The organism is Pseudomonas sp. S04 (genome assembly GCF_009834545.1).
Classification (GTDB): domain Bacteria; phylum Pseudomonadota; class Gammaproteobacteria; order Pseudomonadales; family Pseudomonadaceae; genus Aquipseudomonas.
In genome coordinates this window covers 280,398-292,725 of sequence record NZ_CP019427.1, presented here as the reverse complement: position 1 = coordinate 292,725, position 12,328 = coordinate 280,398, and the positions used below count along the sequence as shown (strand labels likewise).

11 protein-coding genes are annotated in these 12,328 nt (G+C 63.7%); 4 read left to right on the top strand and 7 right to left on the bottom strand.

Features of this window, described 5'->3' with window-relative positions:
• Window positions 1–20: 20 nt before the first annotated feature.
• The 4 genes from PspS04_RS01235 to PspS04_RS01220 form a co-directional block, all read right to left on the bottom strand.
• On the bottom strand, window positions 21–221 hold the full coding sequence (locus tag PspS04_RS01235) for a hypothetical protein (RefSeq protein ID WP_159993160.1): 201 nt from the start codon (window positions 219–221) through the stop codon (window positions 21–23).
• Between the two features lie 245 nt (window positions 222–466).
• Entirely contained in the window at window positions 467–1,573 is a 1,107-nt protein-coding gene (gene aguA, locus PspS04_RS01230; RefSeq protein ID WP_095167427.1) for an agmatine deiminase, read from the bottom strand.
• Window positions 1,574–1,578: 5 nt separating this feature from the next.
• Complete coding sequence (gene aguB / locus PspS04_RS01225) at window positions 1,579–2,457, bottom strand: N-carbamoylputrescine amidase (RefSeq protein ID WP_095167429.1); 879 nt, start codon at window positions 2,455–2,457, stop codon at window positions 1,579–1,581.
• Between the two features lie 299 nt (window positions 2,458–2,756).
• On the bottom strand, window positions 2,757–5,669 hold the full coding sequence (locus PspS04_RS01220) for an aminotransferase (protein WP_159993158.1): 2,913 nt from the start codon (window positions 5,667–5,669) through the stop codon (window positions 2,757–2,759).
• A gap of 172 nt (window positions 5,670–5,841) precedes the next feature.
• Between PspS04_RS01220 and PspS04_RS01215 the strand changes: the two genes are divergently transcribed.
• From PspS04_RS01215 to PspS04_RS01205, 3 genes are read left to right on the top strand one after another with little or no spacing between them, the layout of a single operon-like run.
• Complete coding sequence (locus PspS04_RS01215) at window positions 5,842–7,650, top strand: sensor histidine kinase (protein WP_159998706.1); 1,809 nt, start codon at window positions 5,842–5,844, stop codon at window positions 7,648–7,650.
• A complete protein-coding gene (locus tag PspS04_RS01210; RefSeq protein WP_095167433.1) occupies window positions 7,647–9,050 on the top strand; it encodes a sigma-54-dependent transcriptional regulator in 1,404 nt (467 codons plus the stop codon). The genes PspS04_RS01215 and PspS04_RS01210 overlap by 4 nt, the downstream gene beginning before the upstream one ends.
• A 49-nt stretch (window positions 9,051–9,099) precedes the next feature.
• Window positions 9,100–9,555 (top strand): YiiD C-terminal domain-containing protein, encoded by a 456-nt coding sequence (locus tag PspS04_RS01205; RefSeq protein ID WP_095167435.1) that lies wholly within the window; start codon window positions 9,100–9,102, stop codon window positions 9,553–9,555.
• A gap of 23 nt (window positions 9,556–9,578) precedes the next feature.
• On the opposite strand, the gene cysQ is transcribed toward PspS04_RS01205, so the two are convergent.
• Together cysQ and nudE are read right to left on the bottom strand one after the other, a co-directional pair.
• Window positions 9,579–10,415, bottom strand: coding sequence for a 3'(2'),5'-bisphosphate nucleotidase CysQ (gene cysQ / locus PspS04_RS01200; protein WP_159993156.1), 837 nt, complete (start codon window positions 10,413–10,415; stop codon window positions 9,579–9,581).
• Complete coding sequence (gene nudE / locus PspS04_RS01195) at window positions 10,412–10,978, bottom strand: ADP compounds hydrolase NudE (RefSeq protein WP_095167439.1); 567 nt, start codon at window positions 10,976–10,978, stop codon at window positions 10,412–10,414. Before nudE ends, cysQ begins: the two co-directional genes overlap by 4 nt.
• An 88-nt stretch (window positions 10,979–11,066) precedes the next feature.
• Between nudE and yrfG the strand changes: the two genes are divergently transcribed.
• Complete coding sequence (gene yrfG / locus PspS04_RS01190; RefSeq protein ID WP_095167441.1) at window positions 11,067–11,729, top strand: GMP/IMP nucleotidase; 663 nt, start codon at window positions 11,067–11,069, stop codon at window positions 11,727–11,729.
• Between the two features lie 74 nt (window positions 11,730–11,803).
• Here yrfG and lysM read toward each other — a convergent pair whose 3' ends face one another.
• Window positions 11,804–12,244, bottom strand: a complete 441-nt coding sequence (gene lysM / locus PspS04_RS01185; RefSeq protein ID WP_159993154.1) for a peptidoglycan-binding protein LysM — start codon at window positions 12,242–12,244, stop codon at window positions 11,804–11,806.
• Window positions 12,245–12,328 lie beyond the last annotated feature (84 nt).

Sequence of the window (12,328 nt, the reverse complement as noted above, 5' to 3'; positions counted from 1 at the left end):
CTTGAGCAATCCATTGTTGTCTATCCTTGCATCACATCCCACAGCGCTTCCAGTTCTGCCTCGCTGAAAAAATCAGCGGGGTAGCGCTCGATCATCATCCTGCGCGGGTCGGGTTCCCTGACCTGTCGCGTTCCGTTGGACTTCAACCATTGCGCCAGCACTTGCAGCGACTCGCGATTGAGTGCCAAGGGATGTGCTGTCCGCTCGCTGACCCTGTTCATTGCAGCGCTCTCTCCCGGTTCTTGAGCGGCCAACTTATCCAAGGTTTATGACAGAACATCGCCGTTCTGCATTCCCGGGAATCACCCTCGGACCAATACAAGAGCTATGCCAAGGCGCCTGGCAGCCCGACGTGCGGCTATAAAAAAGCCCGCAGTCCTTTCGGGCTGCGGGCTGGCTGTGAATGCCTCGATGACGCGGGCTAAAACGCCCGGTCATCGCCAGCCACAGGCTGTTACAACTTCACTCAACCTTTGTGGGGCGCAGGTTGCTGTTGGGTCAGGCAATGAATGTTGCCGCCACCCAGTAACAGTTCACGCCCCGGCACCATCACCACTTCATGCTGCGGGAACAGGTTCTGCAGGATTTCCTTGGCCGGGCCATCCAGCGGATCGTCAAAGCTGGGGGCAATGATGCCGCCGTTGACGATCAGGAAGTTCACGTAGGAACCGGCCAGGCGCACCGAAGGATTACGCTCCTGGCTGCCGTCTACCGGATCGACTCCCGCGCATTCTTCCTCGGTTGCATACAGCGGCCCCGGGATCGGCATCTTGTGCACGACAAACGGGCGGCCCTTGGCGTCGGTGCTGTTTTGCAGGACGTTCATGGCCGCCTGGCAACGTGGGTAGTTCGGGTCCTGCGGGTCATCCGTCCAGGCCAGCAGCACTTCGCCGGGACGCACGTAGCAGCAGAAGTTATCCACATGGCCGTCGGTTTCGTCGTTGTACAGACCGTCCGGCAACCAGATGATCTTATCCACAGCCAGTTGCGCGCTGAGCACCGCTTCGATTTCGCTGCGGCTCAGGTGCGCGTTGCGATTGCGGTTGAGCAGGCATTCTTCGGTGGTGATCAGCGTGCCTTCACCGTCGACGTGGATCGAACCGCCTTCGAGCACGAAGCCCTCGGTGCGGTAACGCGAACTGCGCTCGATCTCGAGAATCTTGCCGGCGACTTGCGCGTCACGGTTCCACGGCGAGTACAGGCCGCCGTCGAAACCGCCCCAGGCGTTGAAGTCCCAGTGCACGCCGCGCACTTCACCGCTGTTGTTGATGACGAAGGTCGGGCCGGTATCACGCACCCAGGCGTCATCACTGGACATCTCGACCAGGCGAATATTCGGTACATCGAGGCGGGCGCGGGCGTTTTCGTATTGGCCGGCGGACACGGCAACGGTCACCGGTTCAAAGCGGGCAATGGCCTTGGCCACTGCCACGTGGGCGGCTTGTGCAGGCTTGCCGCCCAGGCGCCAGTTGTCCGGGCGCTCTGGCCAGACCATCCAGGCCTGGGTCTGGGGGGCCCATTCAGCCGGCATGTAGAAACCGTCGGCGCGGGGGGTGCTGTGCAAAGTGGTCATAACAATCAGGACTCCAGGGAACCGTCTAGGGTTTTCAGCGGGCCATACAGGTTCGGACGCCGATCGCGGAACGAACCCCAGGCGCTGCGGATGTGCTCCAGCTCATCCAGATCAAAACTGTGCACCAGTATGCCTTCTTCGGTCTGGTTGAGCTCCTCGACCTTCTCGCCGAACTGGTTGGCGATGAACGAAGAACCGTAGAAGGTGATGTCGTAGCCGTCCTGTTCTTCGTTGCCGATACGGTTGCTGGCGATCAACGGCATCAGGTTGGCGCCGGCATGGCCCTGCTGTACCCGCTGCCAGTGGTCGCGCGAGGAGATGCTCTTGTCGTGCGGTTCGCTGCCGATGGCCGTCGGGTAGAACAGGATCTCTGCGCCGAGCAGCGCCATGCTGCGGGCGCACTCCGGGAACCACTGGTCCCAGCAGATGCCCACGCCAATTTTCGCGTAGCGGGTGTTCCACACCTTGAAGCCGGTGTCGCCCGGATTGAAGTAATACTTTTCATGGTAGCCAGGGCCATCGGGGATGTGGCTCTTGCGATAAATCCCCAGGTTGCTGCCATCGGCATCGATGATCGCGATGCTGTTGAAGCGCGCTCGGCCAGCCAGCTCGTAGAAGCTGATCGGCAGGACCACCTGCAACTCCTTGGCGACTTTCTGGAAGTGCTTGATGGCCACGTTGTCTTCAACGCGGGTCGCCAGTTGCAGGTAGTCCGGGTTCGGCTTCTGGCAGAAGTACGGGGCCTCGAACAACTCCTGGATCAGGATGATCTGCGCGCCCTTGCCTGCAGCCTCACGGACCAGCTTCTCGGCGGTCTCGATGTTGGCTTCAAGGTCCCAGGAACAGGCCATCTGGGTAGCGGCGACAGTAACGATACGACTCATGAATCATCTCCCGGGCGGGTGCAGGGGGTCGAGCGTGGCATCGACCGATGACAGAAAGGGGATCGGCCGGGCGCAGAAATTCACAGCGCGGCGTTAGGCGACTTTATAACCGATAAAAATCGGCTTTTGAAGTGCCTGATATGCGAATTTATCTTTTATCAGCTACTAATGCCGATAATAATCGATATTTATGGAGGATTTACTGGCCTCATCGCGGGCAAGCCCGCTCCCACAGTTTTGCAGACACCCACCCAACCTGTGGGAGCGGGCCGGGCGGCGCTCCGCTTGCCAGCGCGGGTTTACAAGCCTTCGCCCAGCACCTTCGCCAGCATGTCGACAAAAAAATCGACACTCTGGCGCGACGTGACCATCGGCGGCTTGATCTTGAGGACGTTGAGGAAGTCTCCGGTCGGCTGCATGAAGATCCCCAGCTCGCGCAGGCGGTCGCACAGCAGGGCAGTTTCTGCGGTGGCCGGCTCGAGCGTCTCGCGGTTGCGGACCAGTTCCACCCCCAGGTAAAAACCGGAGCCATGCACCGCACCGACCAACGGATAACGCTCGACCAAGGCCTCCAGGCGTTCCTTGAAATAGCCGCCGACGACCTGGGCGTTTTCCCACAGCTTTTCTTCTTCCATCACATCCAGCACCGCCATGCCGATGCGGCAACTCACCGGGCTGCCACCGGCCGAAGAGAAGAAGTAGCCTTCGGCTTCCAGCGCTTGGGCAATTTCCCGACGGGTAATCACCGCCCCCAAGGGCTGGCCATTGCCCATGCCCTTGGCCATGGTGATGATGTCCGGGACCACGCCCTGCTCTTCAAAGCCCCAGAAAAACTTGCCCATGCGCCCATAACCGACCTGTACCTCGTCGGCGATGCACACCCCGCCCCGCGCGCGGACCAGCCCATAGACTTGCTGCAGGTATCCCGCGGGCAACGAGATACCACCGGCATTGCCATACACCGGCTCGCAGATGAAACCCGCCAACGGGCGCTTCTGCTCGTCCAGTCGAGCCAGGTGGTGCTCGACGCTGCGCACGTAATCCGGCGCACTGTCGGGCCCGCGGAACTCACCCCGGTAGGTGTTTGGCGCGGTGACCGGGTGCACCCAGTCCGGGCGACTGCTCAGTGCTTGCGGGTTGTCGGCGATTGAGGTCGACACCGCGTCCGCCCCCACCGTCCAGCCGTGATACGCCTCCAGCACACTGAGCATGTCGCGAGCGCCGCTGTAGGCCCACGCCAGGCGAATCGCCAGGTCGTTGGCCTCGCTGCCGCTGTTGACCAGGAACACTCGGTCCATCGAGTCCGGCGCCAGCGCCAGCAAGCGTTCGGAGAACTCGGCGATGGCGGCATAGTGAAAGCGCGAGTTGGTGTTGAGCAGCGACCACTGCCGGCTGGCCTCGGCGGCCATGCGCGGGTGACCGTGGCCCAGCACCGCGACGTTGTTGAGCATGTCCAGGTAGGAGCGGCCCTGCATGTCGATCAGGTGGTTGCGCCAGCCCCGTTCGATCCGCGGCGGATCGACGTAATAGTGCTTTTGCGAACGAGCAAAGCTGGCATCCCGACGGGCCAGCAACGTGTGCGGATCGAGCTCGACCTCGGCATCGCAGGCCAACCCCAGCAACGCCGCCGGAGACGGGCACAATGCTTGCCAGGCCGGAGCCCGGGACGGCGTGCAGAACAGCGGCGGATCGAGTTCGGCGCCACGACACAATTGCACCCGCAACGCGCCGCCGGCCTCCCCCAGCACCTGGCCCTTGAGCACTGCGGCACCACTGTGCAGCGACGGGGTGACACCCCACAGGCGCACGCTCAGTTGGGCACTGTCGAGCTGCAGGCGGCCATCGGCGCTCAAGTGGATGACACCCGCAAACGGCGCCTCGATCGCAGTGCCCATCGGCACCTGCAAATCGACGTGCAGCGGGTAAGTGTCCGGTTCCACCGCACTGTCCGGACGGGTCCGGGACAGGCGGTACTGTCCGTAGCGACTGGCCGCCAGGCCGTGGGCCTGCGCCGCTTGCGCCAGTAGACGCTGATCGATGCCCTCCTGTTCCCAGTTACCGGCTTCGAAGTGTGCACTCAGCACACCCAGGTCGAGCAAGGCGAACTCGCGCCCCACCAGGCTCGGCAGCAAGGGCGCAAAGCCCTGGCTGGCGATCACCGGCAGCGACTCGCCGGCAGTCACCAGGATCGCCGCTTCCATCAGCTCGAAAGGCACCGACGTGGCGACGCGGAAGATCTCCCACTCGTGGCTCAAGTTGTCGCGGCTGTACTGGTTCTGCGGATCGATGCTCACCTGCTGTTCGCCGCTGAGCACCAGCACCGCCGCCCGCGCCACAATCAGTGGCCAGAGTGCCTGCAACTCTTCACGCTGCAGCGGATTGACCGCGTGGTAGGCGCGCACCGCCGGCAGGATCACCATGGGATCGCCATCGGCATGGTGCAGCAGCGCCGCGCAGGTCACCGACAGATCGGTGATGCGCCAGGTGCGGATCAGATCGCCGAAGTCGATCACCCCCTGCAACTGCCAATGCCGTTGCGCATCTCGCGTCCAGACCACGTTGTCGTCGGTGATGTCCATGTGGATCGCCTGCACCGGCAGCTTTGCCTGCAGGGGCCGCAAGCGCTGCTCGGCGTGCAAGGCGGCGGCGCTGATCAGCTCGCGCTGCTGTGGGTCGCCGATTACCGGCAGCAGGTGTTCGGTCAGTGCACTGGCGTGGCGGGCATCCCACTGCAATGTGCGCTCCAGTCCCGGATGGGTGAACCCGGCCAGGGCCAGGTCCATTTCGCCGCAAAGCCGCCCGAACCCGGCCACCACTTCATGGCCCAGGTGATCGAGGTGAGTCAGGGATTGCCCGTCGATGTAGTCGAGCAAGCGCACGTGCAGGGACTGGCCGGCCAGCTCCAGGGTCAGCAGGTCGGCGCCGCTCTTCGCTGCGATGACCCGCGGCACATGCAGCCCCGGGCGTGTCGCCAGGTGTTTGAGCGCAGCGTGCTGAGCCTCAAGCTCCAGCGCAGCATAGTCGCCCCGGCAGATTTTCAGGACGAAGCGCCCCTGATCGCTGTCGAGCCGATAGTTGAGGTCCTGCTGGCTGCCCAGTGACTGCAGCGTCCCGCTCAACCCGTAGTGCTCACGCAGCAACTCCAGTGCTTGTTCTGCGCTGACTTGCGGACTGGCCAGACTGGCGCGGTGAATCAACGTGGCGAGCAACATACAACGACCCCTGGAATTTTTGTAAGGCGTCTATATCGCCACTGCTCAGGGCGATACGCAACCCCCGGCAGCGGTCAGTGATCGGTCAGCGTGATGGAACGCGTTGCGCGAGTGTCTCGCCGCGCAAGCCTAGGCATAATGCAGCGGTCCCCCCAGGCGATGCCCGATGCCCATGACTCCAGCCCTCCCCCGCAGACCCCGTTGGCGCAGCCTGGCCTTGCTTGCCCTGTGCCTGGCCCCCTTGCTGTGGCCGCTGGAGCACCTGGCCGAGCGTTATTACCGCAGCGAACTGGCCGGACAGAACCGCCAGACCCTGGACCTGTACGTCGCCAACCTGCTGGGCACCCTGCACCGCTATGAGGTGTTGCCGCAGATCCTCGGCGATCTGCCCGCCTTGCGCGCCGTCCTCGGGGCGCCGGACGATGGCGTGACCCAGGGCAACGCCAACCGTTTCCTGAAAAACATCAGCGCCCAGACCGGGGCCGAGGTCATGTACCTGATGGACGTGCGCGGCAACACGCTGGCCGCGTCGAACTGGGACAAACAGGACAGCTTCATCGGCCGCAACTTCGCCTTCCGCCCCTACTTCAGCGAAGCCATGCAGGGTCGCCTCGGACGCTTTTTCGGCCTGGGCACCACCTCCACCAAGCGCGGTTATTACTTCGCAGCTGCAGTGCGCGACGGCGAGGAAATACTCGGCGTGCTGGTGATCAAGGTCGACCTCGACCACACCGAAAGCCTGTGGGGCAACACTCCGGAGCAACTGCTGGTAACCGATCACAATGGCGTGGTCATCCTCACCTCGCGGGCGGACTGGCGCTTCCGTGCAAGCCGGCCGCTGACGGATGACGAGCGCACCGCCATCGCTGCCGTGCAGCCCTACCCGACCCTCGATCCACGACCGTTGCAGATCGACCAGAACGCCTGGTTGACCCAGACCCAGCAGATCGATGAAACCGGCTGGCGCGTCAGCATTCTTGCGCCCAGGACCCTGATCGACCGCCCCGTGCGCACGGTGCTGGCCATCGGCGGCGCGACGCTGCTGGTGCTGATGTTGCTGCTGGGGCTGATGATGCAGCGCCGGCGCCACTATCTGCAGCGCATCGACTTCGAAGCCAAGACCCGGCGTGAACTGGAAGTCCGGGTGGCCGAGCGCACCAGTGACCTGGAAGGCCTCAACCGCCGGCTTCGGGAAGAAGTGCTGGAGCGTGAGCAGGCGCAACAGGAATTGGTCCGCGCCCAGGACGACCTGGTGCAGGCCGGCAAACTCTCGGCGCTGGGCACCATGTCGGCGAGCATCAGCCACGAACTCAATCAACCGCTGGCGGCGATCCGCAGCTACGCCGAGAACGCCGAGGTACTGCTCGATCATCAACGCACCGACGATGCCCGCGGCAACCTCAAGCTGATCAGCGAACTGACCGGGCGCATGGCCTCGATCATCGCCCACCTGCGCGCCTTCGCCCGACGCGACCGCCATGCCCCGGAAAGCGTCGCCCTGCAACCGGCGCTGGACGATGCCCTGGCGTTGCTGGCCAAGCGTCGCCGCAGCATGGAAGTGGAGCTGATCCGCGACCTGCCGGCCGCCGCGTTGTGGGTCGAGGCCGGCGAAACCCGCCTGCGCCAAGTGCTGGGCAACCTGCTGGCCAACGCGCTCGATGCCCTCACCGAAAAAGGTCCACCGCGCAAACTCTGGTTGAGTGCCGAAACCACCGCCGAGGGCGTCAATCTGTACATTCGCGATAATGGCCCGGGGTTCTGCATGGAAGCCCTGGGCCGCGCCAGCGAGCCGTTCTACACCACCAAGACCCGCACCCAGGGGCTTGGCCTGGGGCTGGCCATCTGCGAAACCCTGATGCGCGCCTTCGGCGGTGAACTGTCGTTCGCCAACCACAAGGAAGGCGGCGCCCTGATCACCCTGCGGCTGCGCGCTGGCGCACCCGGTGTAAGCCTGCAACCGTCCGAGGACCGCAGTGAATGAGCAACCTGATCGACAATCGGATTGAAGTGGTGCTGATCGACGACGATCCGCACCTGCGCCAGGCCCTGAGCCAAACGCTGGACCTGGCCGGGCTGAAGATTCTGCCGCTGGCGCAAGCCCAGGGCCTGGCCGCGCGCCTGGAGCGCGACTGGCCCGGCGTGGTGGTCAGCGACATACGCATGCCCGGCATGGACGGCCTGGAGCTGTTGGCCGAACTGCACGCCCAGGACCCGGAGCTGCCGGTCTTGCTGATTACCGGTCACGGCGACGTGCCTTTGGCGGTGCAGGCGATGCGCGCCGGTGCCTATGACTTCCTCGAAAAACCCTTCGCCAGCGATGCCCTGCTCGACAGCGTGCGCCGGGCCCTGGCCCTGCGCCGCCTGGTCTTGGAAAACCGCAGCCTGCGCCTGGCCCTGAGCGATCGGAATGAACTGAGCACGCGGTTGATCGGTCACTCGCCGTCGATGCTGCGCCTGCGCGAGCAGATCGGCGCGCTGGCCCCGACCAAGGCCGATGTGCTGATCCTCGGCGAGACCGGCGCCGGCAAGGAAGTGGTGGCCCGCGCCCTGCACGACTTGTCGAACCGCCGCAACGGCCCCTTCGTCGCGATCAACGCCGGTGCATTGGCCGAGTCGGTGGTCGAAAGCGAACTGTTTGGCCACGAACCGGGGGCGTTCACCGGGGCGCAGAAACGACGCATCGGCAAGTTCGAATTCGCCAACGGCGGCACGCTGTTCCTCGATGAAATCGAGAGCATGAGCCTGGACGTGCAGGTCAAGCTCCTGCGTCTGCTGCAAGAGCGGGTAGTAGAGCGGCTGGGGGGCAATCAGTTGATCCCGCTGGACATCCGCATCATTGCCGCGACCAAGGAAGACCTGCGCCAATCGGCCGACCAGGGGCGCTTTCGCGCCGACCTGTACTACCGCCTGAACGTCGCACCCCTGCGCATTCCACCCCTGCGCGAACGCGGCGAAGATGCTCTGATGATGTTCCAGCACTTTGCCGATGAAGCCAGCGAACGCCATGGCCTGGCGCCCCACGAATTGCTCCCGGGGCAACGTGCGTTGCTGCTGCGCCATCGCTGGCCGGGCAATGTGCGCGAGCTGCAGAATGCCGCCGAACGTTTTGCCCTCGGCCTGGAACTGGCGCTCGACTCCACTGCCGACGATGGCAGTCCCGTGTCGCTGACTGCCGAACCCAGCGGCAACCTCAGCGAGCAGGTGGAAAGTTTCGAGAAGAACCTGATCGCCGCCGAACTGGCACGCTCCCACAGCTCCCTGCGCAGCGTCGCCGAAGCCCTGGGGGTGCCGCGCAAGACCCTGCATGACAAACTGCGCAAACACGGCCTGAACTTCGCCGACGCCGCCGGCGCCCACAACAGCGGCGAGGAGCTCGATTGAGCCACAGCCCGCCAGCTGTCATCCCGGCAACCCACCATGAGGCCCACGCATGAACCACGACAGTCGTTACCTGGAATCGATCCTGCACCACGACATCCCCCTGACGCGGGACATGGGCCTCAAGGTGCTCGACTGGCAGTCCGGGCAGTTGCGCCTGCAGCTACCGCTGGCAGCCAACGTCAACCACAAGAGCACCATGTTCGGTGGCAGCCTGTACTGCGCCGCCGTGCTGGCCGGCTGGGGCTGGTTGCACCTGCGCCTGCGCGAAGCCGGCATCGAGGACGGGCACATCGTGATCCAGGAAGGGCACATCAGCTATCCGCTGCCGGTGACCACCGACGGGATTGCCATTTGCGCGGCACCGAGTGCGGCGGTGTGGAACAAGTTCCTGGCCATGTACCAGCGTTATGGCCGGGCTCGCCTGACCCTGCAAACGCGCATCGTCAACGCCGACAGCAATGACGATGCGGTGACCTTCAGCGGGCAATATGTGTTGCATCGCTGAAGAACATGAGCAGTGGCGCTGGTTCAGGCCCGAGCCAGTTCCAGCAGCTTTTGCCGCCACGAGGCCTTGGCCGGCAAGGCCAGGAAGAAGCTGTTGAGTAAGGATTCCCGGGCTGGGTAGGTGAAGGGCACACCGCTCAGTTCCAGCACTTCGCCGCCCGCGCCTTCGAGCACGCCTTGCGCTGCCGCGGTATCCCACTGGGACGTTGGCGCCAATCGCGGGTAACAATCCGCCGCGCCTTCGGCCAGCAGGCAGAACTTCAGCGAGCTGCCGATATTCGCCAACTGCAACTCACCCAGGCTGGCACTCAAGCCCGCCAGCAAACGCTCTTGTTCCGGACTGGAATGGCGGCGGCTGGCAACCACGGTAAAGGCTTCGCCTGCCCCCGGCGCCTGGCGGACCTGGATCGGTAGCGCGGCGCTGTCTTTGTCGGCGCGCCAGGCGCCGAGCCCCGCACCGCCGAAATAGCAGCGGCCATTGGTCGGCATCGACACCACCCCAAACACCACGCTCCCCTGCTCGATCAGCGCGATGTTGACGGTGAATTCTTCACTGCCGGCGATGAACTCCTTGGTGCCGTCCAGCGGGTCCACCAGCCACCAGCGCTGCCAGCCAGCACGCACGGCTTGCGGGATATTGGCGTCTTCTTCCGAGAGCACCGGGATGCTCGGATCAAGCGCCGTCAGGCCCGCGAGAATCACATGGTGCGCCGCCAGGTCGGCGGCGGTGACCGGCGAATCGTCGGTCTTGGTCATCACCTCGGTACCGGTGCGCCAGAACGGCAGGATCGCCTCGCCAGCCTGCAGCGCCAGCTCGACCACCGACGCCAGCAACGGGTGTGCCTGGGGTAAATCCCTCATGGCTGGAACGCTCCGCGCTGGGTCAGCAGGTCGCGGGCCAGGTACAGCGCCGCCAAGGCCCGGCCTTCGGTGAACTGCGGGTTTTGCGCCAGCGCTGCCAGCTCGCGCAGATTGACCCGATCAACCCGCATCGGCTCCGGCTCGTCCCCTTCCAGGCGCTCTTCATAGAGCTCGGTGGCCAGCACCACCTGGATTTTCTGGCTCATGTAACCCGGCGACAGCGACAGCTCGGTCAGGTGCTCCAGTTGCCGCGCGCCAAAACCGGCCTCCTCCTTGAGCTCGCGCTCGGCAGCGGCCAGCACATCCTCGCCCGGCTCGATCAGGCCCTTGGGCAACGACATCTCATAGGCATCGGTACCACCGCAATACTCTTCGACCAGTACTGCATGGTCGGCATCGAGCATCGCCACAATCATCACTGCGCCATACCCGGCGCCCTTGCCGACCAATCGCTCATAGGTGCGCTCCACGCCATTGGAGAAACGCAGTTGCACCTCTTCCACGCAAAACAGGCGGCTGGTGGCGACGATCTCGCGGGCTAGGACTTCGGGTTTTTGGCGCATAGCGGCTCCTTGGCGTGAACGGGTTACTATACCCGGCCTTTCCTGATTGTTTATGCCGGATATCTGTTTCCCGCTGGAGAAGCCTGCAATGCCCACACTGCCCTGGCGCGACATCGATACCGTTCTGCTGGATATGGACGGCACGCTGCTGGACCTGCACTACGACAACCATTTCTGGATGGAACACCTGCCCCAGCGCTACGCCGAATTGCACGGCATCAGCCGGGCCATGGCCGAGCTGGAAATGCAGCCGTTGTTCGAGCGCAACGCCGGTCAGTTGCAATGGTATTGCCTGGATTTCTGGAGCAGTGAACTGCGCTTGCCCGTGCGCGAGTTGAAGCTGGAAACCGCTCACCTGATCGCCCTGCGCCCGGATGCCGATACCTTTCTGGCGGCGATCAAGCAGGCCGGCAAGCGGGTCATCCTGATTACCAACGCCCACCGCGATTCGCTGTCGCTGAAACTGGAAAGGATCGAGCTGGCGCCCTACTTCGAGCGTTTGATCAGCTCCCACGACTATGGCTTCCCCAAGGAGAGCCGACAGTTCTGGGATGCGTTGCAGGCCGACATCGGCTTCGACCCAAGCCGCAGCCTGTTCATCGATGACACCTTGCCGATCCTGCGCAGTGCGCGGGATTTTGGTGTGGCGCATCTACTGGCCGTCAGCGTGCCGGATAGCCGCAAAGGGCCCAAGGACACTGCCGAGTTTGCCGCGGTGGGGGATTATCAAGAGCTTATTGCGGGGCTTTAGACCTGGTCGCCTGCATCGCGAGCAGGCTCGCTCCCACAGGGCGCGCATCAACCCTGTGGGAGCGGGCTTGAGGGTTACTCAGGAATACGCAACGTCTGGCCCGGGTAGATTTTGTCCGGGTGCGACAACAGCGGCTTGTTGGCCTCGAAGATTTTGTTGTACTGGTTGGCCGAACCATACACCGCCAGGGAAATCGCGCTGAGGGTGTCACCCTTCTTCACTACTACAAAGCGTGCAGCGGCCACCACTGGCCCGCTCACCGTGATCTGGTCATCGACACTGCCGACGCCGGCAATGTTGCCCACCGCCAGGAGGATCTTCTCTTTCTCTTCCTGACTGCTGACTTCGCCCGTCACAGTCACCTTGTCGCCATCCACCGTGGCCTGCACATTCGGGTTGCCCAGGCCGACCTTCGCGATGTGATCCTTCAACTGCTCGCTCGCATTGGCGTTACCCGGTGTCAGCAGATCCAGCAGTTTTTCGCCTGCTTCTTTCACAAAGCTCAAAAGACTCATGGTGCACTCTCCTTGGGTTTAATAGGTCCGGTCGCGAAAGACTAGACCAACTCTGCGCAACGCGGTTCCCAACCGACCAATGAC